The organism is Streptomyces sp. NPDC008139, assembly GCF_042957025.1.
Taxonomy (GTDB): domain Bacteria; phylum Actinomycetota; class Actinomycetes; order Streptomycetales; family Streptomycetaceae; genus Actinacidiphila.
The window spans coordinates 265,921-288,635 of sequence record NZ_JBIBHM010000005.1; the positions used below are offsets into that span (position 1 = coordinate 265,921).

Here is a 22,715-nt window from a genome sequence, read left to right on the forward strand (position 1 = left end):
GGCCGTCAGGCGCGGCCCGAGCGGGGACTGTGCCGGTGCGCGAGCGCTTCGTACGAGGCGGACAGCGCCGGGGCCGCGGTCTCGTAGGTGCGCTGCGCGACGCCGATGAACAGACAGTCGACGACGAGGAGCTGACTCGTACGACTGGACATCGCGGCGGGCCGCAGCTCGCTCTCGCGGGAGGTGGACGTGGTCAGGACCAGATCGGCGTACTGCGTGACCGCGCCGTCCGCCCGGCCGGTGATGGCGATGGTCGTCGCCCCCCGGTCGAACGCGGCCCGCAGCGGCTCGATGACGTCGTGCGTACTGCCCGAGTGCGTGATGGCCAGGGCCACATCGCCCGGCTTGAGCTGTACGGCGTTGGTGACCGCCAGGTGCGGGTCGGCGTGCGCGTGCGCGATCAGGCCGATCCGCAGCAGCTTCTGCGCCAGGTCCTGGCCGACCAGCGCGGACGCGGCTATCCCGTAGATGTCGGTCCGCCGGGCGGCGGCCAACGCGGCGACGGCGGCCTCCAGTTGGCCCATGTCGAGCTGGGCGGCGGTGTCGGCGAGGGTCTGCTGCTCCTCCATGGCCAGCTTGGTGACCACGTCGGCGAGCGGGTCGTCGACGGCGATGTCGGCGGTGACGGCGGGCGGCGCCCCGGTGGCCTGCTGGGCGGCGAGCGCGGCCAGCGCCAGCCGCAGATCGCGGTAGCCGGGGTAGCCCAGCAGCCGGGCGGTGCGGACGACGGTCGCCTCGCTGGTGCCGGTGCGCACCGCGAGCGCCGTGACGGTCAGATGGGCACAGCCCGCCGGATCACCCGCGACGGCTTCCGCGACCCGGTGCATGGACCGGGTCATCGACGGCGCGAGGGTGCGGACCTTGGCGGCGAGGGCCCCCGGGTCGGGGGGCGTGACGGGGAGGACGGGCGCGCCGGACACGCCGCGGAGGGCGCGGACGCTCGGGGAGAAAGTTTCCTTCACGCTATAGGTCACCTTCTGAAAGGTATTTTCAGAGACGGCCGTACGTCAAGGCACCCGCCGATCACGGCGTCCGCGTCCGCCGGGCTTGCGACAATGGAGGGATGGAAGGTGAAACCGTGCTGCATGGTGCCCGAGCTCTCGTGCTGTCCGACCTCAGCGCCCGCGGTGTCGCGGAGGCCGACATCGTCTCGCTGGTCGAGGATGCCGTCAGCAAGCGCCGCTGGTGGCTGGAGCAGTGGCCGGACGGCGCGGAGTACATCCCCGGGCTGCTCGCCCAGGACGTCCAGGACGCCCTGCTCGAACGCTACGGGCGCTGGCCGCTGTGCCCGGACTGCGACGACCCGCACGCCCTGGCCGTCGAACCCGAACTCGGCCCCGACCCGCACTGGGTCTGCGAGGCCCGCGGCGCCGTCGTCGCCCCCGTCGGCGCCCTGACCCCGGTGAACCCGGTATGACCCACTACGCCGAGTCGGACCCCTCATGACCCTCTACATCGACCCGCCGACCTGGCCCGGCCACGGCCGCCACTGGTCGCACCTGGTCAGCGACGTCTCCTACGCCGAACTGCACGCCTTCGCGGCCCGCCTCGGCGCCCCGTCCCGCGCCTTCGAACGCGACCACTACGACATCCCCTCCGAGCGGTACGCCGACGCGGTCGCCCTCGGCGCGGTCGAGACCGGCAGCAAGGAGATCGTCCGCCTGCTGACCGCCGCGGGCCTGCGGCGGCGCAAATACGTCAGGCCGTGAGCAGCTCCAGCTCCGTCAGGCCGTGAGCAGCTCCAGTTCCGTCGTCAGATTGCGGCGGGCCGTGCGTTCCCACTGGTCCCTGCCGTAGGGGGTGCGGAACAGGGCGGGGAGGGCGAGGAGTTGGCGCAGGACGGCGGCGCGGCCGGTGCGGAAGGCGTCGTCGGGCACGAAGGCGTACTCGGAGCGGACGGCGGCGGCGTAGGCCGCGTAGGCGGCGGGGTCGCCGGCCAGGACGGCGAGGTCGGCGTCGCAGAGGACCTCGCCGTTGTGGTCGCCCTCGGCCGGGTCGTGGGTGACCGTCAGACGCACCAGGCGGGCGACTTCGGCGGTGCGGTCGGCGGCCACGCCCGCCTCGGGTAGGGCGCGTTCGGCGAGGTGGGCGCTGCGCTCCTCGTTCTCCGAGCGGTCGGGGCGGTAGACCGCGTCGTGGAACCAGGCGGCGAGGGCCACCGCGTCGGAATCGTCGGCGTACGCGGTCAGTTCGGTGGCGTGGTCCAGGACCGCCTGGAGATGGTCCAGCGTGTGGTAGCGCCGCTGCGGTTCGGCCCATCGGCCGAGCAGATCGGCGCCGTACGGCGCGGGGTCGGGGGCGGGCGCGTCGTCCGCTGTCGGCTCCTGGCAGCGGCGCAGCAGGTCGCACCACTCGGCGAGCAGGGCGTCGTAGCGGGGGTGAGGGGCGGCGGGCGTGAAGGACATGCCGGTAATTGTGCGCTACACGTCTCGCGCGGGAGTGACGCATGTGGCACCCTTGCTCATATGTCTAGACCAATCTTCGAGGTGATCGCCCTCGGCGCGGACGATGCCGTAGCGGCCCGGGACGGCGGCGCGGACCGCCTCGAACTGGTCACCGACATGGCCGCGGACGGGCTCACCCCCTCCCGCGCCACCTTCGGGGCGGTCAGGGCGGCCGTCGACATCCCGCTGCGCGTCATGCTGCGGCTGTCCGACGGATTCAGCGCCGGGGACGCGCGCGACCTCGACGCCCTGTGCGCCGCCGCGCAGTCCCTGCGGTCCGAGGGCGCCGACGAGTTCGTCCTCGGCTTCCTCGACGACGGCGGGCGCGCCGACCTCGACGCCGTGCACGCGCTGGTCGACGTCATCGACGGCTGCCGCTGGACCTTCCACCGGGCCATCGACCGCGCCGCCGACCGCGACGCGCTCCGCCTCCAGCTCGCCGGGCTGCCGGGCCTCGACACGTACCTCACCGCGGGCGCCGCGGACGGCGTGCCCGCCGGGCTCTCGGTGCTCTGCGACGAGGCCGCGCGCACCGGCGAGCCGGGGTACGAACCCCAGCTCCTCGTCGGCGGCGGCCTGCTCCTTGACCATGTGCCGCACCTGCGCGGCGCGGGGCTCGACGGCTTCCACGTCGGCGGCGCCGTGCGCCCCGCGGGCTGGACCTCCCCGGTCGACGTCCGCGCCGTCGCCCGCTGGCGCACCGCCCTGGACACCCCGGTCGCGGTCTCCTGAGGCACGGCGGTACGGCCGCCGCGCCGCCCCGGACGGTCCCGCCGTCCGGCGGACGGGAGCCGTGCGTCTGCGGGCGCGCCGCCTCGGCCGCCCCCGCCGTCCGGCGGGACCGGCGGCTCCGGTCCGGTGCGCCTGGTCCGGGGCGCGTACCGGCGTTGTCGTACCCCCGCGCCACAATGGAGCCATGAGCGTCATGGACCTGGACGAACTGCGGCTTCTTCGGCGTGCCCGCGACCGTATGGACCGCGAGTACGCCGAGCCGCTCGACGTCCCGGCCCTGGCCCGGACCGCGCTGATGTCGACCGGCCACTTCAGCCGCCAGTTCCGCGCGGCGTACGGCGAGACCCCGTACTCCTACCTCATGACCCGCCGCATCGAGCGCGCCACCGCCCTCCTACGGCGCGGCGACGTCAGCGTCACCGACGCCTGCTTCGCCGTCGGCTGCACCAGCCTGGGCTCCTTCTCCGCCCGCTTCACCCAGATCGTCGGCGAGACCCCCAGCGCCTACCGCGCCCGCGACCACAGCGACTTGGAGGTCGTCCCCGGCTGCCAGGTCATGCTGGTGACCCGCCCCCGCAAGACGGGCGGCGCCGCCGCGCGCTCGCCGCTCTGACGCCGCGCCCGTCGCCTCCGGTATCGGCCGGACAGGCCCTAGCATCGGCCGTATGACCGTTTCCATCAGTGCCGTGCACGTCCTCGTCGACGACCCCGACGCCGCCCTCGTCTTCTACCGGGACACCCTCGGTCTCACCGTGCGCAATGAGGTCGAGCACGACGGGTTCCGGTGGATCACGCTGACGACCAAGAGCCAGCCGGAGATCCAGATCGTGCTGTCGCAGCCGCACGCGGGGCGGTCGAAGGAGGACGGGGACACGCTGGCGGCGCTGCTGGCCAAGGGGGAACTGCGGCCGTTGCACTTCCGCAGCGACGACCTCGACGCGACGTTCGAGGCCGTCGCGGGGGCGGCGGGGGCCGAGGTGCTCCAGGAGCCCGCCAGTCAGCCGTGGGGGGTACGGGACGGCGCCGTACGGGATCCGGCGGGCAACTTCTTCCGCATCGAGCAGTCGTAGCGCGGAGCGGCGCGCCAGGCGCGGTCAGTCGGGCGCCGTCAGCGGCCGAGACCGTGCGGACGCGCCCTAGACCGAGGCCAGGGCCTCGGGGAGCGGCGCGGTGTGCAGCACCGCGAGGCCGGAGACGGCGCGGGTGAGGCAGACGTACAGGCGTCGCAGGCCGGTGCGGACGTCGGGCTCGGCGGCCACGATGTCCGCGGGCTCGTCGAGCACGACGTAGTCGTACTCCAGGCCCTTGGCCAGGGACGCGGGCACCAGCGTGACGCGGGCCTCGGCGGAGGTCTCCTCGCCGGGCGAGACGTACTGGATTCCGGCGGCGTCAAGTGCCCTGGCCAGTACGGGAATCCGCGGGTCGGCGGCGATCAGGCCGACGGACCCCTCGTGCCGGAGCGCCGTGTCGCAGGCCGCGAGCACGGCCGCGTCCAGCGCGTCGGCGGCGACGGCCCGTACCGACATCGTGCCGGCCGCCTCACGGACGGACGTGGCGGGCGCGAGGCCCGGCGCGATCTGCGGCAGCAGCCGCGTGGCGTACGCGATCACCTCGCGCGGCACACGGAAACCGGCCGTCAACTCCTCGACGCGGGCGTCCGGTTTGCCGAGATGGCCCAGCGCCTCGGCCCACGAGCCGGTGGCCCAGGGCGTGGTGCCCTGCGCGAGGTCGCCGAGCACGGTCGCGGACCCGGTCGAGCAGCGCCGCCCCACCGCGCGGTACTGCATCGGCGACAGGTCCTGCGCCTCGTCCAGCACCACATGCCCGAGCGACGACGTCCGCTGCACGAGGTCGTACGCCTCGTCGATCAACACCGCGTCGGCGGCTGACCACTTGGCCGACGCCAGCCCCCGCGCGGGCTTCGCCCACAGGATCGTCCGCTGCTCCTCGGCGTCCAGCACCCCGTCCGCCGCCTCGGCCAGGAACTCCGGGTCCGACAGCAGCCGCAGCACCGTCTTGGCCGGGTCGACCGCGGGCCAGCAGGCCTTGACGGCCGCCTTCACGGCGGGAGTTCGCGCCACCGCGTCCTGCACGCGGTCGTCCGGCGCCTCGCCCGAGCGCTCCATCTGTACGAGGACGACGTGCGCGATCCGCTGCGGCAGCGCGTCGTGCGCGGCGCCGTACCGGATGTCGCGGGCCGCCAACTCCTTGACGATCTCCTCCAGTTCGTACGCCGGGACCCGCCAGCGCCGCGAGCCGCGCACCACCATCACCGGCTCGGTGGGCATCCGGATGCCGGACCGCACCGCCCGTCGCAGCACCTCCGCCATCCGCGCGTCGCCCTTGACGGTGGCCGCCGCCGCCGAGTCGGTGCCGCGCACCTCGACATGGGCCACCAGGTCGTCCACGGTGGCCTGCTTGACCTGCAACTCGCCCAGCGCGGGCAGCACTTGCTCGATGTACTGGAGGAAGGACCGGTTCGGCCCGATCACCAGCGTGCCGGTCCGCGCCAGCCGCTCGCGGTGCGCGTACAGCAGATACGCGACCCGGTGCAGGCCGACGGCGGTCTTCCCCGTGCCGGGCGCGCCCTGCACACAGACGCTGCCGGTGATGTCGGCGCGGACGATCTCGTCCTGCTCGGGCTGGATGGTGGCGACGATGTCGCGCATGGGGCCGACGCGAGGCCGTTCGATCTCGCTCTGGAGCAGCTTGCTCGACGTCCCCGGATCCGCCGCGCCCTCGGGCGGGTCGGTGAGGTACTCGTCCTCGTACGCGGTCAGGTCCCCGCCGGTGTAGCCGAACCTGCGGCGCAGCCGTACGTCCATCGGCTTGCGGCGCGACGCCTGGTAGAAGGGCTGCGAGACCGGCGCGCGCCAGTCGATCACCATCGGGTCGCCGTCCGCGTCGTGCACATGGCGGCGGCCGATGTAGAACTGCTCGCCGGTCGCGCCCTCGGCCAGTTCCGTGCCGGGCGCGTGCAGGTAGTCCAGGCGGCCGAAGAAGAGCGGGGTGTCGGCGAGGTCGGAGAGCGCCTTGATGCGGTCGTCGATCTCGGCGGCGAGGATCTTGGCGTTGACCCAGTTTCCCGTCACGTCCGTGATGTCGAGCGACTCCACGTCGTGCCGCATGGCGCGCAGCGCTGTACGGGACGAGGCGAGGTGGGAGCGTTCCCTGCCGAGCGGGTCGGGGGAGTGGTCGGTGCTGTCCTGCGGGCTGGGGCTGCTGCCCTGGGTCGGGACGTGCGAGGGCACGGCTTTGCCTCCGGCTGATACGAGTGCGTACGCGAGGGGTCGTCGGCGAGGCGACGAGCCGACCGGTTTCCGTCCGGCCGGCGGCACTCCCGTGGGGAGGCGGCAAGACCGGCGATCATACGCGTCCGCGCGGGGAGCCGCGAATGGATTTCACCCCCCGTTCGACCCGCGGCCGGGCGGTGCGGGGACGCGGCGCGGGCGGGGCCTCGGCGGGGTGCGGGCGCGGCGGGGACACGGGGCGGGCACGTCCCGGGCGGGGTGCGGGCGGGTCCCGGTCGGGGCTTTGGCGGGGCGCGGTCGGCGCGGGGGATCGGGGTGCCCGGGGGAGCCGCAGGCCGTAGGGCCTCAGGGGTGACCCTGATACCCGGGTCAGGGTCCGGTGTCAGACCAGAGTCGGACACGGAGCGTGAGAGTTACGCCCTGAGCCCGACGTAGGCCGTATGCCTGATTTCGTACGGTGGATTCATGACCACCTCCACCGTTGCCCCAGGTCCCACCGTCCACGGCGGCACCGCTCTCGGTGCCCGCCCCGATCACCCCCGCCACCTGCTGGGAAGCACGCTGCGCGCGGTCCGTGTCTTCGCCGTCACGGCCGTCGAAGTGGTGCTGCTTGGCAACGAGGGCAAGCGCTATTGAGCGGCGGCCCCGCGCCGCCTTGACGATCACCGGCGGGCAGGTCCACTACTGTCGCCGCGGTGACCGCTCCCGCGCTCGGCCCGGCGCGCCCCGCCGACCCTCGCCGTCCCCGTAGCGCCCGCTTCTCCGGCACGACCGCGCCGGCGCTGGCCGCGCTCGCGCTCTCCCTCGCCCTCTTCGCTGCCTGGTGGCTCTGCCGCCCGGTCCCGATGGCCGACCTTCAGGTCTACCGCGCCGAAGGCGCCGCCGTCCTCGGCGGCCGGGACCTGTACGGATTCCGCGTCACACGCTGGCGCCTGCCCGCCACGTACCCGCCCTTCGCGGCCCTGCTCTTCGCCCCGGTCGCCCGGCTCCCGCTGTCGGCCGCCCGCGCGGCCTGCGTCGCCGCCAATCTGGCCCTGCTGGCCGCCCTCGTCCGCCTCTCCCTGCGGCTGGCCGCGGACACCAGGACCGCCGCCGCCGCCGACGCCGTACGGTCCCGGCGGTACGCGGCGCCCGTCCTGCTCGGCACCGCGGGCGCGCTCTGGCTCGAACCCGTCTTCCAGACGGTGGTCTTCGGGCAGATCAACCTCGCCGTCGTCGCCCTCGTCCTGTGGGACCTCACCCGCCCCGAGGGCGCGCGCGGCAAGGGATTCGCGCTGGGCCTCGCGGCGGGCGTCAAGATCACGCCCGCGCTGCTGGCCGTGCACCTCGCGCTCACCGGCCGCCGCCGGGAGGCGGGCCGCGCCGCCGCCGGATTCGCCGCGAGCGCGGCCCTGGGGCTCGCCGTCCTGCCCGGCGCCTCGCTGGACTTCTGGACCGCCCGGCTCTACGAGACCGACCGGGTCGGCAAGGTCTGGATCGTCGACAACCAGTCCCTCCAGGGTCTGCTCGCCCGCGTCCTGCACACCCCGGCCCCCGGCCTGCTCTGGGCCGCGTCCGCCCTGTTCACCGCCGCCGCGGGACTCGCCGTCGCCGCCCGCGCCCACCGCTGCGGCCGGCCCGCGCTCGGCCTGCTCTGCGCGGCCGTCACCGCGCTGCTGGTCTCGCCGGTGAGCTGGTCCCACCACTGGGTCTGGTGCGTGCCCCTCCTGACGTTCCTGGCCACGCGCCTGTCCGCGGAAGGCCCAGGCCCAGGCCCAGGCAGCGGCCCAGGCCCCGGCTCCCGTACGGCACGGTCGCGCGGTCCGCGCCCCGCCGTCCTGCTCGGCCGCTGCGCCGCGCTCCTCGGCTGCGCCGCCGTCTTCTACGGCCGCAGCATGTGGCTCGTGCCGCACCAGGGCGACCGCGACCTGCACTTCCGCTGGTGGGAACAGCCCCTCGCCGCCCCCTACCCCCTGCTCGGCCTCGCCCTGCTGGCCGGCACCGCCCTGAGTACCCGCCCACGCCGACCTGAGTACGACGCCGGATCTGGCCCGGCCGCCCGGTCCGTTGAATGGATGACATGACCAACAGCCGCCCGTACGTCCCGCAGGACCCGTACGGCCCGCCGCAGCCGCACGAGTGGCAGCACGGCGCGGGCGTCCGTCCGCAGGTCCGGCAGAGCCCCGCCTACGGCCCCGCCCCCGTCATGCCTGCCTTCGTGCCCCGCTTCAGGCCGCCGGACCACGACAGCCGCGCCTACGTCGCCCCGCTGATCGCCACCGTCCTCGGCGGCCCGGTCATCGCCTTCTGCGGCCTGATCGCGATGTTCTCCCCGATGGCGACGGACTCCTGCACGCCGAACGGCTGCCAGGCGCTGACCACCATGCTCCTGGTCGCCCCCGCCGTCCTCCTGCTCGCCGTCGTCGCGCTCGTCGTGTCCTGGGTCCTCCCCTGGCGCCTGCGCCACCGCACGACCCGCGCCGTCGCCTCCCTCGCCGCCCCGCTCCTCGCCGTCACCACCCTCCTGATCTACTTCCACCTCCCCGCCGCCGGCTAAGCGCTGTCGTCATGACGCCGGGCCCGCACGGCAGCTCTCAGCGGGGGCAGTCGCTGCCGCGGACTCCCGCCCGCCGCCCGGATCTACGGCGGCGGCCACTGGACTCCGCTTGCCGCCAAGCGGTTCCGATGCCGCGCGAGTCTGAGCCGCGCGATGCCGAGCCCGATCAGGTACACGGCGAAGAAAGCCAGCCATACGCCCGCGCCGACGAGGACGTGACGCACGGTGTATCCGGGAAAGAAGAGGACGACCGCTATGACGACGAGCAGCACCAGGATGTTCTTCAGCGCCCGCCGGCTGTAGCGAAGGCACGCGTCGACGACCATCCGCGAATGGATCAGGCGCACGTCACCCGCCGCCGACTTCGCGGGCCGCAGCCCGCGTCCCTCGACCATCCCCGGCAGCGGACCGCCCCCGGCCGGGTCGGGATACCGGGCCGCGGTCCGCGCGGCGAGATCCCCCGACTCCGGGCTCCGCCGGAAGGTCATCAGCGGCTGGTTCATCGAGCGGGCTGCCGGGCGCCGGGCCCGCGTACCGGTAGCCGAACTGCTCGGCCACATAGGCGTAGGCGGCGAGTTTCCTCAGGCCCGGAGAGGTGAGCCGCACCTCGTACTGGTCGCGTCCGGTGGCGACGGCGTCCCTCAGCGCGGTGAGCGGAGTCCCGTGTGGCATGAAGCGCTCCTCACCGCCCTCTCCCTGGCCGTCGGCCGCCGTGCCCGCGTATGCGGAGATCCCCTTCGTGGCCTCGGAGATCGGAACCGGTCTAGGCCGTCTCGCCTTCCAGGAGGCCGTCGGCGTCGATGATGCGATAGGCGTAGCCCTGTTCGGCGAGGAAGCGCTGGCGGTGGGCGGCGAAGTCCTGGTCGATGGTGTCGCGGGCGACGACGGAGTAGAAGCGGGCCTCGTGGCCGTCGGCCTTGGGGCGCAGGACGCGGCCGAGGCGCTGGGCCTCCTCCTGGCGGGAGCCGAAGGTGCCGGAGACCTGGATGGCGACGGTGGCCTCGGGGAGGTCGATGGAGAAGTTGGCGACCTTGGAGACGACCAGGACGGAGATCTCGCCGTTGCGGAAGGCGCCGAAGAGCTTCTCGCGCTGGGCGTTGGTGGTCTCGCCCTTGATGACGGGGGCGTTGAGGTGTTCGCCCAACTCGTCGAGCTGGTCGATGTACTGGCCGATGACGAGGGTCTGCTGACCCTTGTGCTGGGCGACCAGCGCCTCGGTGACGCGCCGCTTGGTGGCGGTCGTGGCGCAGTAGCGGTACTTCTCCTCGGGCTCGGCGGTCGCGTAGGCGAGCCGCTCGGAGTCGGTGAGGTTGACGCGGACCTCGACGCAGTCGGCGGGCGCGATGTAGCCCTGCGCCTCGATCTCCTTCCAGGGCGCGTCGAACCGCTTCGGGCCGATGAGGGAGAAGACGTCGGACTCGCGGCCGTCCTCGCGGACCAGCGTCGCGGTCAGGCCGAGCCGCCGCCGGGCCTGGAGGTCGGCGGTGAACTTGAAGACCGGCGCGGGCAGCAGGTGTACCTCGTCGTAGAGGATCAGACCCCAGTCGCGGGAGTCGAACAGCTCCAGGTGCGCGTAGACGCCCTTCCGCTTGGTCGTCAGCACCTGGTACGTGGCGATGGTGACCGGCCGGATCTCCTTGCGGGTGCCGCTGTACTCGCCGATCTCCTCCTCGGTCAGCGACGTCCGCTTGATCAGCTCGCTCTTCCACTGCCGCGCCGAGACGGTGTTCGTCACCAGGATCAGCGTGGTCGCCTTGGCCTCGGCCATCGCGCCCGCGCCGACCAGCGTCTTGCCCGCGCCGCAGGGCAGCACGACGACACCGGAGCCGCCGTGCCAGAAGTTCTCCACGGCCTGCCGCTGGTACGGCCGCAGCGCCCAGCCGGTCTCGTCCAGCTCGATCGGGTGCGCCTCGCCGTCCACGTAACCGGCGAAGTCCTCGGCGGGCCAGCCGAGCTTGAGCAGCACCTGCTTGATCTGGCCGCGCTCGGAGGGGTGCACCAGCACCGTGTCCGGGTCGATCCGGTCGCCCACCAGCGGCTGGATCTTCTTCGAGCGCAGGATCTCCTCGAGGACCGGGCGGTCGGTGCTGGTCAGCACCAGGCCGTGGGTGGGGTGCTTGCTCAGCCGCAGCCGCCCGTAGCGGTCCATCGTCTCGGCCACGTCGACCAGCAGCGCGTGCGGCACCGGATAGCGCGAGTACTCGACCAGCGCGTCCACCACCTGCTCGGCGTCGTGGCCCGCCGCCCGCGCGTTCCACAGGCCGAGCGGGGTCAGCCGGTAGGTGTGGATGTGCTCGGGGGCGCGCTCCAGCTCCGCGAAGGGCGCGATGGCCCGGCGGCAGGCGTCCGCCTGCTCGTGATCGACCTCCAGGAGGAGCGTTTTGTCGCTCTGCACGATGAGACAGGACACGCATTACCTCCGCTGACGGGACCGAACAGAGAAGTGTACTGCGAATGGCGGTCAAGACCGCGTGTCGCGGTTCACCCCGATGGCGGCCAACCCTGCGCGCAACCGTTCGCCATCCGAGCGAAGCTGCGCCGATCGCGTACGTGGCGACCGGCGCGTCGCACCCGACCTGCTGTTATCTGCCCGCTATGGACAACCCACTGTCTCCTCCCCCCGCGCTTCCCCCCGCAGACCCGCGTGAGCGGGGGAAGCTGCGGGCCGTCGCGGCCTCCACAGCCGTCGTCGGCGCCGCGGTCATGGCCGCGGCCGGGCTGCTGCTCCCCGGTTCGGCGGCCGGCGCGGCCCCGAGCCCCGCGGACGGGCCCTCGTACAGCGATACGGGATGGTCGTCCGCCCCCGACACCGGGTGGCCGTCGCCCAGCGAGAGCACGTCGTGCCCGCCGACGACCCCGCCGTACTCGTCGCCTCCCACGTCGCCTCCCACGTCCCCGCCCACCACGCCGCCGACGACGGGCTGGACGACGCCTCCGACCACGCCGCCGACCACCCCGCCGACGACGGGCTGGACGACGCCTCCGACCACGCCGCCCACGACGCCGCCGACGACGGGCTGGACGACGCCTCCGACGGCCCCGCCCACGTCACCTCCGACCTCGCCTCCCGGGCAGCTTCCGCACACCGGCGCGGAGACCGCGTGGCTGGCCGTGGCGGCGGCCGGGGCGCTGGGAGCGGGCGGGCTGCTCGTCGCGGCGACGCGACGCAGGGGCCGCCACGGCTGAAGTCCCCTGCCGCCCAAGGAGATCGGCCGTCGAGTCGTCGTGTGCGGACGGCGTACGGCGGCCGGTCGCGGGTATGCGCCGCCATGACGGTGTCTATCCGAGGGGGGCAAGGGTTCATGGCGGTGAGGATGGCGCTGTTCCGCGCGGCGTCGAAGGAACCGAAGGACGGGCCGAAGGCGAAGGCGTCGAAGGCCACGGCGGACCCGGCCCCCACGGCGAAGTCCGCGGCCAAGCCCGCACGCACCCCCGTACGCAAGGCCGCCCAGCCGCGTACCAAGGCCCAGGCCCTGACCCGTAAGAAGGCACCGGCGAAAGCACCCGCGAAGACGGCACCGAAGGCCCGGACGACGGCTCGGGACACGCCGCCCGCCCGGACCTGGCCCTGGACGAAGGCCGCGCCCCCGGCCGCCAAGGCCGGTCCGAAGGCGACCCCGGAGCCCGAGCTGAGGCCCACGCTGAGGTCCAGGTTCGGGCCGAAGCCCAAGGCCGCGCCCGTCGTCGAGCCCGAGCCGGTCGAGGAGCCGTACGTCCCCCTGCTGCAGCGCCGTTCGTGGGGCGCGACGCTCGCCCGTGTGGTGGTGCTGGCGGCGGCGATCGTCGGGATGGTGGCCTTCGCGGTGGCGCTGGCGAAGGTCACGCTGGTGCCGTCACCGGCGTCCGTCTCGCTGATCCACTCCAATCTGCATCCGGGCCACTCGATCAGGGCCTACCTCAACGGGCCGAGCACGCGCGACGCGGTGAAGCAGATCGGCGGGAACATCCTGCTCGGCGTGCCCTTCGGAATCCTGCTGCCGATGCTGTTCCCGAAGGCGCGCGGCCTGCTCAGGGTGGGCGTGCTGACCGGTCTGGTGATGCTGATGGTGGAGACCACCCAGGGCGTCATCATCGTGGGCCGGTCCTTCGACATCGACGACGTCATCCTCAACACCGCGGGTGCCCTCATCGGCTACCTGCTGCTGGGCCTGCGCCTCGGCCGCGCCCTCTACCCGCGCCGCCACCACTGGTGGCAGGGCAGGCGGCCGGACAGCGGACCGCGCCGGGACGGGCGCCGGGACGTCCGGCGGGGCGTACGGCAGGAAGGGATCGTGCGGCCGGAAGGGACCGTGCGGGCGCGCGTCAGGCCGGGTCGTCGGCCAGCTCCGAAACGCCCGTGACCCGGTGCAGCGCGAAGGTGCGCACCTCGTCCACGGTGTGGTCGTACGCCGTCACATAGCCGCCCTCGACCCGTACCGGCGCGATCACCCGCTGACTGGCGGCGCCGTCCGCGTTGACGTAACCGATCCACAGCGACTCGCCGCTCAGCACCGCCGCCTGCATGGTGGCGAGCGTGTCGGCGGCGGGCGTACGGGGCAGGCCGCCGTCCCCGCTCCCGGCGGCGGTTGAGGACACCGCGGAGTCGGGCGAGCGGCGTACGGCGGTCGAGGCGCGGTCGCCCGCGCGGACCGCCTTCACCGCGGCCCCCAGCAGCGCCCCCGCGGGCACCGGCGGCCCGTCCGTGACGGGCGTGGGCGGCGTACGCGGCGGGGTGCGGCGGGCGTCGGCGCGGGTGATCAGCACATCGCCGTCCGCGGACTCGGCGGCCGGGGCCAGGCCCATCGCGCGCAATTTGTCGAGCAGCACGGCCGGTTCCGACTGGGCCGCGAGCACCGTCGGCGCCAGGCGGCGCAGCCCGAGGCCCGACGCGCGCCGGTCGGCGAGCAGTTCGGTCAGCAGCGCGTCGTCGTCGCAGCGCAGATACGCCGACGCGGCCCCCACCCGCAGCGTGCCGTGCCTGCGCGCCACGTCGTCGATCAGGTAACTCAGCGGCTGCGGCACCGGCGTGCGCGAGTGCGAGGTCAGGAAGTCCTGGAGCTCCGCCGCCGTGCGCCCGGCGTCCAGGGCGCGCCGTACCGACTCCGGCGTGAAGCGGTAGACCGTCGCGCCGCCCTTGGACTCGATGTCGGCCAGCACCCCGAGCGTCTCGGCGAGCGGCGCCATCAGCGGCCCCGGCGCAACCGCCGTCAGGTCGGCCTGGAGCAGCACGTGGTCCAGCGGCTCGGGCAGCAGCGGCGCGAGCAGCCCGGCCGCGGCACCGGCCGCCGCGGCGGACTCCGCCGCCGTGCGGGTCCCCGCGCCGCCCAGCAGCGGCCTGGCGTGCGCGGCGAGCGCCCCGCGCCCGGTCAGGCCCAGATTCTCGGCGTCCTGGAGCGTCCAGCGCAGCAGGTCGGCGCGGAGCGCGTCCGCGCCGGGCCGCAGCGGCCGTTCCCAGCGCAGCCGGGCCAGCAGTTCGTCGGGGGCCGCCGCCGAGCCCGGCGGCAGATCGGCGAGGACGCGCAGCGTGCGGCGGCGCACCCGGGGCGCGAGCGACCGGTCGAGGTCGGGGCCGAGCGCCGACAGCGCGCGGCCCTTGGCGTCCTTGCTGCCGACCACGCCCGGCGTCCGCGTCGCCGTCAGCCAGGCGGCGGCCAGCGTCGCCCACCGCTCCTGCGCGGGCAGCAGCAGCCACTCGTCGGCCGCGGGCGTCGGCGCGTACGCCTCGTCCAGCTCGCCGTCCGTCGCGATCAGCCCGGCCGCGTAGGCCAGCTCCAGCCAGAAGGCGGCCTGCGCCTCGGTCAGGTCCAGCGCGGTCGCGGTCCGCTTGAGGTCGCGGACGCTGATGCCGCCCGCGCGCAGGACGGAAGGACCGCCGGTCTGCCACTCCTTCAGCAGCTCGCCGACCGTGCTGACGGCCGTGAACGCCTGCCCCGCCGCCGTCATGTCCACGGTCCGCTCGGTACGCGGCACCGGCGCGACGGCGGGCGGCAGCGGCTCCGGCGTACGGTGCGCCCGGCCGCCGCGCAGGCTCAGCGCGGCCTCGCGCGGCAGCAGCACATTGTGCTGGCCCGCGGGCAGCAGCAGGCCGCGGGCGAGCAGCCACTGCACGGGCGTCACCGCGTCCGCGGCCCGCACCGGCACGGTCGCGTCCCGTACCTCGCCGTACGGCGGCCCCCACACCAGCCGGTCGAGCACCTTGCGCGCGTCCCCGTCCGGCGCGGTGTCCAGCAGCGCCGCCGTGCGGTCGCGGTCCGCGAAGAGTCCGGCCAGCGCGGTGACCGCGCTCATCGGGTCGTGCGTCGGATCGAGCCCGGCGTCGGCCAGGATCTCCTGGAGCCGGGAGGGCGACATGCCCGAGGTCGCCTCGCTCACCGAGGGTCCGAGGCCGGTCGCGGACGGCACGGTGGCGGCGGGCGCCAGCACGTCCCGCGCGGTGCGCACCAGCCGCAGCCGGTCGTCGGGGCCCCACAGCAGCGCCCGCGCCCGCAGTACGTCCACCGCGCGCGGCAGCGCGGCCGTCACCGCGGCCACCAGCTCCGCGTCCAGCGGCTCCGCGTGCCCGGTGCCCTCGGGGCCGCCCGTCATCAGCGTGAGCAGCGTCCCGTACGAGCACGGGTCCTGCGTCACCGCCAGGGCCTCGGCGACCTGCTGCGTGAAGCGGTCCAGGTGCTCCAGCGCGCGGACCACCGACGTACGGGTGGAGGCGCGGGTCGCGAGCTGCGTCAGGTCGTTCGGTACGGGGCTCAGCAGGTCCGGCCGGGCGCGCAGCAGCCGCCCCAGCGCCTCGTCGTCACGTGCGCGCAGGTCCTCCGCGAGCGTGCGCGGGACAGATCCTTGCCCTCCGGTCGTCATCCGTTCCACATTAGCCCCCCTCGGCGCGGCGGCCATGGATGGCGGCCGCGGATGAGGACAGCGGTGACGGCGGGCGGGTACGGTCGGTGCAGGGTCGGACACGGGCGCGGACAAAGGGGCTTGGCGGTGGGTGTCGAGAGCGACCAGATGGTGTTCGACTACCTCAGCCGGATCGGCGACCTCGCGCAGACCGCGCTGCCCGCCTCCCAGCGCATGCGGCTGGTCGCGCAGCTCCGCACCGACATCGACCGGGAGCGCAAGGACAGCGACAACCCGGCGACCGTCCGCCGCATCCTGGGCCGGATCGGCAGCCCGGACGCCGTCGTGGAGGCCGCGGCCGGCGGCTCCGGTGCCGCCTCGTCCGGCGCCGCCGCCGGCCCCGAGGTCCCGGCCCCGCCCTCGTCCCCGTCCGCGCCCGCCGGGGGCCCCTACGGCCCGTACGGCGTGCCCTCGATGCGGAAGACGGCGGGCAGGGACGGTACGGAGAAGGCCGGCGGCGGCAAGGGCGGCGGCGGCAAGGGCGCGGGAAAGAAGGACGACTGGTGGGACCGGGACGAGCGCCGCGACGGCCACCTCAGGGCCGGTGACGAACTCACGGGCCTGCCCGGTATGACCGGCGGCGTCTTCATCCCCTTCGACGACGAGGACCTGGACGACGACGGTGACACCCGGGCCAGGGTCAGGCCCGGAGCGGCGCGTGCGCCGGTCGAGGAAGAGGTCGAGGAGGGGGCCGAGTACGAGGAGGAGGTCGCCGCCCGTCCGCGCCGCCGCTGGCTGCCGCGCCGCCGCGCCGCCCGTACCGTCACCTGGGGCAGCCCGCTGCTCCTGCTCGCCGCCGCCCTTCTCGTCGCGGGTGCCGTCATCGGCTCCTGGATTCCCCTCGGCCTCGGCTGGCTCGCCGGTTATCTCTCCCGCCAACTCACCCGCCGCCAGGCCAAATTCGGCATCCTCGGGATTCCCGGGGCCGCCGCCCTCGGGCTCGTCGTCTGGGTCTGGGGGCGCGACACCGGCAAATGGGGCGATCCCATCGCCCAGGGGCAGATGGGCCACGCCTTCCAGGACGCCTATCCCTTCGCGGTCCGCGTCGCCGCCGTTGGCTCCGCCCTCTACCTGATCCTCCGCGCCCGCCGCCGCGCCTAGGGCTCCGCTCCGGTCGGTTCCCCTTGCGAAGGCGGGTTCTCCCCGAGGCGCGGCCCCGGTCGGTCCCTATGCGCCGGGCGGCGGGCCGAGTCTTCCGGGGCGCGGCCCCGGTCGGTCCCTTTGCGCTGGGCGGCGGGCCGATCTTTTAGGGGCGCGGGGAACTGCGCGCTCAGCCACGATGCTCCCGCAGGTCACCACCGGCCCCAGAGGGGCAATTCGGTGGTGTCCCGACCACCGGTCGGTGGGGGCGGGCCGCGCAGTTCCTCCCCCAGCTACCGCTGGGAGGTGCCCCCAGCGCCCCTTCGGGGCACGAACCCGCCGTGCGGACAGTGCACCGCCGCGACGGCTGGCCGCGCGGTTCCCCGCGCCCCCTACGGGGACAAAAATCGGGTTGACCCGGCAGGGGAGAATGGGGGGCGTGACCAGCGACCTCAGCCCCGTACTGCCCCGGCCCACCCTCACGGTGGGCTTCGACCTCGACATGACGCTCATCGACTCCCGGCCGGGGATCAAGGCCGTGTACGACCGGCTCTCGGCGGAGACCGGTGTGTGGATCGACTCGGAGTTGGCGGTCACGCGGCTGGGCCCGCCACTGGACGACGAACTGGCGAACTGGTTCCCCGCGGAGCGCGTGGCCGAGATCGGCGATCTGTACCGGGCGCTGTATCCGGACCACGCCATCGCGCCGACGCCCGCGATGCGCGGTGCGGCGGAGGCGGTCGCGGCGGTGCGGGCGGGCGGCGGGCGGCCGGTGGTGGTGACGGCGAAGTACGGGCCCAACGCGGAACTGCACCTGGCGCACGTCGGGATCGAGGCCGAGGTGCGCGGCTGGCTGTGGGCGGAGCAGAAGGCCCAGGCGCTGATCGAGTACGGCGCGAGCGTGTACGTCGGCGACCACGTCGGGGACGTGCGCGGCGCGCGAAAAGCGGGCGCGCTGTCGGTGGCGGTGGCCACGGGCCCGTGCGACGCGGCGGAGTTGCGGGCGGCCGGAGCCGATGTCGTCCTGGACGATCTCACCGAATTTCCGGCCTGGTTCGCGGCCCACACGTCCGCGGCGGCCTGAGCGCACCGGAGGCGGCGGAAGCCGCCGCCGGATTCGGCGGGAGAACCCGGCGGCCGGTTCAGGAACCGGCCGCGCCCCGCTCCCGTGCGGTCTGCCGCTGAGCGAGGGCGGACCTCAGCAGCCCGCACAGCGCCACCGCCATACCCACGCCCATCAGCATGGACACGAAATACGCCGGCGTCGGCAGCGTATGCGTGCCCAGCAGCAGCGGCGCGACGGTGACGAGAGTGCCGACCGCGCCCACGAGGAAGACGATCGCGCCGACACGGACCAGGAGGTCACCGGCGCCCATGGTTTGTTTGCTCACCGGACAAGGGTAGATCCGTTCAGGGGGCGGTCGAACGGCCGGGGAACGGGACCTTGGCGTCTTGTCACACAGCACCAGGCCATTAGCCTTGGTGCCAGCGGGTCTCCGATGGACCCGCTGAAGTCTTATTCAGAGTCGTTTCGAGCAATGAGGACGAGGTCGGACGTGCCTACCGGCAAGGTCAAGTGGTTCAACAGCGAGAAGGGCTTCGGCTTTCTCTCCCGCGATGACGGCGGCGACGTCTTCGTGCACTCGTCGGTGCTGCCTGACGGAGTCGCTGCGCTCAAGCCCGGCCAGCGCGTGGAATTCGGCGTCGTCGCAGGACAGCGCGGTGATCAGGCGCTTTCGGTGACACTTCTGGATCCCGCTCCTTCGGTCGCGGCGGCACAGCGCCGTAAACCCGATGAGCTGCTGCCGATCGTCCAGGACCTCACCACGCTGCTCGAAGACGTCGCGCGTTCCCTCCAGCGCGGCCGGTATCCCGACAAGGCGCACGGACACAAGATCGCTTCCGTACTGCGCGTTGTCGCCGATCAGCTCGACGTATGAGTCTGCTATGACGTATGGAAGTTGACCGTTTTTAGCGCCGCTTTGCCGGAAGCCCGCCTTCCGGTAAAGCGGCGAAGTGCCGATGTACGCAACTGCCGAAGTGCGCAAGTGCGCAACGGGCACGGTGAATTCCGGCCACCCGACGAAAATCTCGGTCAGAATGCGAGCGCGTCGGGGGCGAGCGGCGGCACCAGTCCCTCGGCGGCGGCCCGCGTCAACAGTCCGCGTACGGCGGCGTATCCGTCCTCGCCGAGATCGGCGGTGAACTCGTTGACGTACAGCCCGATGTGCTGGTCCGCGACCGCCGGGTCCATCTCCTGCGAGTTCTCCAGCACGTAGTCGCGCGACGGCTCCGGGTCGTCCCACGCCATCCGTACCGACGTACGGGCCGACTCGGCGAGCGCGTGCAGCCGCTCCTTGCCGAGCGAGCGCTTGGCGATGATCGCGCCCAGCGGGATCGGCAGCCCGGTCGTCGCCTCCCAGTGCTCGCCCATGTCCGCGAGCTTGTGCAGGCCGTAGTTCTGGTAAGTGAAGCGCGCCTCGTGGATCACCAGACCGGCGTCCACCCGGCCGTCCCGTACCGCGGGCATGATCTCGTGGAACGGCAGCACCACGATCGCCCCGACCCCGCCCGGCACCTCGGTCGCCGCCCAGAGCCGGAACAGCAGATACGCCGTCGACCGCTCGCTGGGCACCGCGACCGTCCTGCCCGCCAGGTCCGCGCCCGGCTCCCGGGTCAGCACCAGCGGCCCGCAGCCGCGCCCCAGCGCCCCGCCGCACGGCAGCAACGCGTACTCGTCCAGCACCCACGGCAGCACCGCGTACGACACCTTCAGCACGTCGAACTCGCCGCGCTCGGCCATCCCGTTGGTGATGTCGATGTCCGCGAAGGTCACGTCGAGCGGCGGCGCCTGCGGCACCAGGCCGTGCGCCCACGCGTGGAAGACGAAGGTGTCGTTGGGACAGGGGGAATACGCGATCCGCAGCGCGGCATCGTGCGGGGCCCCGGCCGGGCCCGTGTTCGCGGTGTCAGTCGTCATGTGTGGCTTCAACCTCCAAGGCGGCCGGGAGCTTCCCGAACGCCACCGTCAGGGCCGCCAGCGCGTCGCCGATCCGCCACGCCTCGCGGTCACGGGGGCCGACGGCGTTCGACACCGCGCGGATCTCCAGCATCGGCACATCGCGCGCCGCGGCGGCCTCCGCCACCCCGAAGCCCTCCATCGCCTCCGCGACGGCGCCCGGGTGACGGCCGCTCAGCTCCGCGGCCCGCTCCCCGGTGCCGGTGACCGTGCTCACGGTCAGCAGCGGGCCGTACGCCGCGCCCAGCGCCCGTGCCACGCCCCGGCTCAGCCGCGCGGGCGGCCGGTGCTCAGAGGTGCCGAAACCCAGCTCCACGACCGGTACGAAGCCCTCGTCGGTCTGCGCGCCCAGGTCAGCCGCCACGACCGTCTCCGCGACCGTCACATGGCCCACCGGCGCGACCGGCGCGAAACCGCCCGCGATCCCGGCGCAGACCACCAGGCCGTACGGCGCGCCCGCCGCCTCGGCCAGCGCCAGCGCGGTGGCCGTGCCCGCCGCTGCCGCCGCCGGACCCACACCGACGGCGATCACGTCCGCCGTCACGGCGGTGGGCGGTGGCGCCGCGCTCAGCCCGGCCTCGACGGCCGCGCGTTCCGCGTCCACCGCGGTCACGACGAGGAGCCTGCCGTAAGGCGCGGGACCCAGTTCCGGGCCGGGCGCGGGACCGGCGGCGCGGTCGGGTGTCACTTGCCGCGGACGAGCTTGATCTTCCAGATGCCGTACGTCTTGCGGCCCGTCAGGTCGCCGGACTCCACGATGTTCAAGGTGACTTCCTTGACCTGCGTGGACTGGCCGGTCTGCTGGTCCTGCACGGTGAACAGGGTGCCGCTGTCGAGCGTCCAGTACGTCTGGTTCTTGAGCAGTTCCTGCGTGACGAGCTGGGTGCCGTTGGCGAGCAGCCAGCCCTTCTTCGCCAGCTTCGGGTCGACGCCGATGCGTACCTGGTCGCCCAGGCCGACCGTGAGGTGGTGCTTGGGGGCGGCCGTCAGACACGCCTCGAAGATCGTCTGGGGGAGCAGCTTGCCGTGGGCGTAGCACTTGTCCACGGCTTCCGCGGTCACGGACCGGGTGCCCACGGTCACGGTTGCCAGGGGGGTCGGCTTGTCGCAGGCGGTCAGGGCGACGAGCCCGAGGGAGACGGCACCGATGGTGGTGGCAGCGCGGCGAATGCTCATGGCAGGAGGCTACCGGGCTGTTGCCCCCAGGCTGCGCGGGGGTGGGACGTGTCCCGCGACGGCCCGACGATCACCGCCGCCGTACACCCGTACCGGTTACGGCCGGATCCCCGCCGCGTACGCCAGGGCCCGTACCGCGTACGGGCGGTGTCCTTACGCCACCCGTGCCGACGCCGTGTTGCCGCCGCGCCGCGCCGAGCCGAACAGGCCGCGTACCGACACCACGAACGCCACGAGCACCAGACAGGCCGCGACCGACATGCCGAGCTGGCCGTTGAGCGGGAGCACTATGCCCAGGCCGCCGCCGACCACCCAGGACAGCTGGAGGGCGGTCTCGGAGCGGGCGAAGGCGGAGGTGCGCACCAACTCCGGCACATCGCGCTGGATCAGCGCGTCCAGCGACAGCTTCGCCAGGGCCTGCGAGATGCCCGCGACGGCCGCCGCGGCGGCGACGGTGACCAGGCCGTACCAGGTGGCCGCGGCGATCGTCGCCGTCAGCGAGCAGATCAGGACACTGCCGATGATGATTTCGGGGCCGCGCGCCTTCAGCCACGCGCCGAGCGCCGTGCCCAGCGCGTTGCCCGCGCCGGCGGAGACGACCACGACGCTCAGGGAGGCCGCCGCGGTGAGGCCGCCCAGCGGATGCTCGCGCAGCATGAACGCCAGGAACATCGTCAGGAAGCCGGACAGCGAGCGCAGCCCCGCGTTGCCCTGGAGGGCGTGCAGCACCGAGGAGCCGACGCCCAGCAGGCTCGGCCGCTTGCCCGGAATCCCCGACGGCTCAGGCGGCGCCTCCTCGTCGGCCGACAGCCGGACCTTGCCCTCGCCGCGCGAGGAGTCGACCTTCGAGGGCAGCGACATCGACAGCAGCGCGCCGATGATGAAGATCACGAAGGCGCCGTAGAGCGGCCACTGCGGGCCGATGGCGTGCAGCCCCGCGCCGACCGGCGCGGCGATGGCCGTCGCGAGCAGACCCGCCAGCGTCACCCGTGAATTGGCCTTCACGAGTGTCGTTCTGTCCGGCAGAAGCCGTGGCACCACCGCGCTTCGCACCACGCCGTACGCCTTCGACGCCACCAGGACGCCCAACGCCATCGGATACAGGCCCAGGCCCGCGGTGCTGATCACCCCGGCCATCGTCCAGGCCAGCACGCCGCGCGCCATCATCGCCATCGCTATGGCCGCCCGGCGGCCGTGCTGGAGCCGGTCGAGCAGCGGACCGATCACCGGGGCCAGGAGCGCGAACGGCGCCATCGTCACGAGCAGGTAGAGCGCGACCCGGCCGCGGGCCTGTCCGGTCGGGACCGAGAAGAACACCGAACTCGCGAGCGCGATCGTGATCAACATGTCGCCCGCCGAGTTCACGGCGTGCAGTTCGATCAGCTTCGCCAGCCCCGACTCGCCCGCGCCGCCCGCGTGTGTCGTACGCCTGATACGACGGCGCAAGGCACCGCCGGACCGCCCCACGCCGTTAGCGAGGGCGCGTCCGGCCCTGCGCACGGGCCCTGGGCCCGCAGTCACCGTTCGTGCCACGACAGCAATCCTGCCCCAATCGGAAGACCACGCACCCCCTCCTTTGCGCACGTGGTGCGCACAGGTAGCGTGCG

24 protein-coding genes and 1 pseudogene are annotated in these 22,715 nt (G+C 73.7%); 13 read left to right on the plus strand and 12 right to left on the minus strand.

Annotated features, from left to right (window positions below; translation table 11 throughout):
* Positions 1-5 precede the first annotated feature (5 nt).
* Positions 6-974: an SIS domain-containing protein gene (locus ACFZBB_RS12485; protein ID WP_391043062.1), complete on the minus strand. Its 969-nt coding sequence runs from the start codon at positions 972-974 to the stop codon at positions 6-8.
* Between the two features lie 89 nt (positions 975-1,063).
* Between ACFZBB_RS12485 and ACFZBB_RS12490 the strand changes: the two genes are divergently transcribed.
* Both ACFZBB_RS12490 and ACFZBB_RS12495 read left to right on the plus strand, forming a co-directional pair.
* Positions 1,064-1,417: a hypothetical protein gene (locus ACFZBB_RS12490; protein ID WP_391043064.1), complete on the plus strand. Its 354-nt coding sequence runs from the start codon at positions 1,064-1,066 to the stop codon at positions 1,415-1,417.
* Positions 1,418-1,442: 25 nt separating this feature from the next.
* Positions 1,443-1,709, plus strand: a complete 267-nt coding sequence (locus ACFZBB_RS12495; protein ID WP_355337366.1) for a DUF4031 domain-containing protein — start codon at positions 1,443-1,445, stop codon at positions 1,707-1,709.
* A gap of 15 nt (positions 1,710-1,724) precedes the next feature.
* Here ACFZBB_RS12495 and ACFZBB_RS12500 read toward each other — a convergent pair whose 3' ends face one another.
* Complete coding sequence (locus ACFZBB_RS12500; protein WP_391120537.1) at positions 1,725-2,405, minus strand: hypothetical protein; 681 nt, start codon at positions 2,403-2,405, stop codon at positions 1,725-1,727.
* A gap of 60 nt (positions 2,406-2,465) precedes the next feature.
* Here ACFZBB_RS12500 and ACFZBB_RS12505 point away from each other — a divergent pair, with 60 nt between their 5' ends.
* The 3 genes from ACFZBB_RS12505 to ACFZBB_RS12515 all read left to right on the plus strand — a co-directional run bounded on the left by ACFZBB_RS12505 (position 2,466) and on the right by ACFZBB_RS12515 (position 4,246).
* Entirely contained in the window at positions 2,466-3,176 is a 711-nt protein-coding gene (locus ACFZBB_RS12505) for a copper homeostasis protein CutC (RefSeq protein ID WP_391120539.1), read from the plus strand.
* 193 nt (positions 3,177-3,369) lie between these two features.
* Positions 3,370-3,789 (plus strand): helix-turn-helix domain-containing protein, encoded by a 420-nt coding sequence (locus tag ACFZBB_RS12510; protein ID WP_391121092.1) that lies wholly within the window; start codon positions 3,370-3,372, stop codon positions 3,787-3,789.
* A 52-nt stretch (positions 3,790-3,841) separates the two neighbouring features.
* Positions 3,842-4,246, plus strand: a complete 405-nt coding sequence (locus ACFZBB_RS12515; protein WP_391120541.1) for a VOC family protein — start codon at positions 3,842-3,844, stop codon at positions 4,244-4,246.
* Positions 4,247-4,312: 66 nt separating this feature from the next.
* Here ACFZBB_RS12515 and ACFZBB_RS12520 read toward each other — a convergent pair whose 3' ends face one another.
* A complete protein-coding gene (locus ACFZBB_RS12520; protein ID WP_391120543.1) occupies positions 4,313-6,427 on the minus strand; it encodes a HelD family protein in 2,115 nt (704 codons plus the stop codon).
* A 465-nt stretch (positions 6,428-6,892) separates the two neighbouring features.
* Here ACFZBB_RS12520 and ACFZBB_RS12525 point away from each other — a divergent pair, with 465 nt between their 5' ends.
* From ACFZBB_RS12525 to ACFZBB_RS12535, 3 genes are read left to right on the plus strand one after another with little or no spacing between them, the layout of a single operon-like run.
* The gene (locus ACFZBB_RS12525) at positions 6,893-7,063 is read left to right on the plus strand and encodes a hypothetical protein (protein ID WP_391120545.1); all 171 of its coding nucleotides are present in this window, start codon (positions 6,893-6,895) and stop codon (positions 7,061-7,063) included.
* Between the two features lie 59 nt (positions 7,064-7,122).
* Complete coding sequence (locus tag ACFZBB_RS12530) at positions 7,123-8,490, plus strand: glycosyltransferase 87 family protein (RefSeq protein WP_391120547.1); 1,368 nt, start codon at positions 7,123-7,125, stop codon at positions 8,488-8,490.
* The gene (locus ACFZBB_RS12535; RefSeq protein WP_391120549.1) at positions 8,487-8,963 is read left to right on the plus strand and encodes a hypothetical protein; all 477 of its coding nucleotides are present in this window, start codon (positions 8,487-8,489) and stop codon (positions 8,961-8,963) included. The genes ACFZBB_RS12530 and ACFZBB_RS12535 overlap by 4 nt, the downstream gene beginning before the upstream one ends.
* Before the next feature lie 83 nt (positions 8,964-9,046).
* Here the strand turns inward: ACFZBB_RS12535 and ACFZBB_RS12540 are convergent, their stop codons facing one another.
* From ACFZBB_RS12540 to ACFZBB_RS12550, 3 genes are all read right to left on the minus strand, one after another.
* Positions 9,047-9,358, minus strand: coding sequence for a hypothetical protein (locus tag ACFZBB_RS12540; RefSeq protein ID WP_391120552.1), 312 nt, complete (start codon positions 9,356-9,358; stop codon positions 9,047-9,049).
* A 368-nt stretch (positions 9,359-9,726) separates the two neighbouring features.
* Entirely contained in the window at positions 9,727-11,373 is a 1,647-nt protein-coding gene (locus tag ACFZBB_RS12545) for a DNA repair helicase XPB (protein WP_391120554.1), read from the minus strand.
* Between the two features lie 172 nt (positions 11,374-11,545).
* Positions 11,546-12,010, minus strand: coding sequence for a hypothetical protein (locus ACFZBB_RS12550; RefSeq protein ID WP_391121145.1), 465 nt, complete (start codon positions 12,008-12,010; stop codon positions 11,546-11,548).
* A 19-nt stretch (positions 12,011-12,029) separates the two neighbouring features.
* Here ACFZBB_RS12550 and ACFZBB_RS12555 point away from each other — a divergent pair.
* Together ACFZBB_RS12555 and ACFZBB_RS12560 are read left to right on the plus strand one after the other, a co-directional pair.
* Positions 12,030-12,149, plus strand: a pseudogene (locus tag ACFZBB_RS12555) (LPXTG cell wall anchor domain-containing protein); the annotation flags it as partial.
* A gap of 116 nt (positions 12,150-12,265) precedes the next feature.
* On the plus strand, positions 12,266-13,303 hold the full coding sequence (locus tag ACFZBB_RS12560; RefSeq protein WP_391120556.1) for a VanZ family protein: 1,038 nt from the start codon (positions 12,266-12,268) through the stop codon (positions 13,301-13,303).
* On the opposite strand, the gene ACFZBB_RS12565 is transcribed toward ACFZBB_RS12560, so the two are convergent.
* A complete protein-coding gene (locus ACFZBB_RS12565; RefSeq protein WP_391120557.1) occupies positions 13,266-15,794 on the minus strand; it encodes a helicase-associated domain-containing protein in 2,529 nt (842 codons plus the stop codon). The genes ACFZBB_RS12560 and ACFZBB_RS12565 overlap by 38 nt on opposite strands.
* Positions 15,795-15,920: 126 nt before the next feature.
* Here ACFZBB_RS12565 and ACFZBB_RS12570 point away from each other — a divergent pair, with 126 nt between their 5' ends.
* Complete coding sequence (locus ACFZBB_RS12570; protein WP_391120559.1) at positions 15,921-16,934, plus strand: hypothetical protein; 1,014 nt, start codon at positions 15,921-15,923, stop codon at positions 16,932-16,934.
* 409 nt (positions 16,935-17,343) lie between these two features.
* A complete protein-coding gene (locus ACFZBB_RS12575) occupies positions 17,344-17,997 on the plus strand; it encodes a haloacid dehalogenase-like hydrolase (protein WP_391120561.1) in 654 nt (217 codons plus the stop codon).
* A gap of 58 nt (positions 17,998-18,055) precedes the next feature.
* On the opposite strand, the gene ACFZBB_RS12580 is transcribed toward ACFZBB_RS12575, so the two are convergent.
* Complete coding sequence (locus ACFZBB_RS12580) at positions 18,056-18,304, minus strand: hypothetical protein (protein WP_391120563.1); 249 nt, start codon at positions 18,302-18,304, stop codon at positions 18,056-18,058.
* Between the two features lie 165 nt (positions 18,305-18,469).
* Between ACFZBB_RS12580 and ACFZBB_RS12585 the strand changes: the two genes are divergently transcribed.
* Positions 18,470-18,853, plus strand: a complete 384-nt coding sequence (locus tag ACFZBB_RS12585) for a cold-shock protein (RefSeq protein ID WP_033173507.1) — start codon at positions 18,470-18,472, stop codon at positions 18,851-18,853.
* A 155-nt stretch (positions 18,854-19,008) separates the two neighbouring features.
* Here ACFZBB_RS12585 and ACFZBB_RS12590 read toward each other — a convergent pair whose 3' ends face one another.
* From ACFZBB_RS12590 to ACFZBB_RS12605, 4 genes are all read right to left on the minus strand, one after another.
* The gene (locus ACFZBB_RS12590; RefSeq protein WP_391120565.1) at positions 19,009-19,893 is read right to left on the minus strand and encodes an MqnA/MqnD/SBP family protein; all 885 of its coding nucleotides are present in this window, start codon (positions 19,891-19,893) and stop codon (positions 19,009-19,011) included.
* On the minus strand, positions 19,883-20,545 hold the full coding sequence (locus tag ACFZBB_RS12595) for a futalosine hydrolase (protein WP_391120567.1): 663 nt from the start codon (positions 20,543-20,545) through the stop codon (positions 19,883-19,885). Before ACFZBB_RS12595 ends, ACFZBB_RS12590 begins: the two co-directional genes overlap by 11 nt.
* Positions 20,546-20,616: 71 nt before the next feature.
* Entirely contained in the window at positions 20,617-21,108 is a 492-nt protein-coding gene (locus ACFZBB_RS12600; RefSeq protein ID WP_391120569.1) for a hypothetical protein, read from the minus strand.
* 153 nt (positions 21,109-21,261) lie between these two features.
* A complete protein-coding gene (locus ACFZBB_RS12605; RefSeq protein WP_391120571.1) occupies positions 21,262-22,641 on the minus strand; it encodes an MFS transporter in 1,380 nt (459 codons plus the stop codon).
* Positions 22,642-22,715 lie beyond the last annotated feature (74 nt).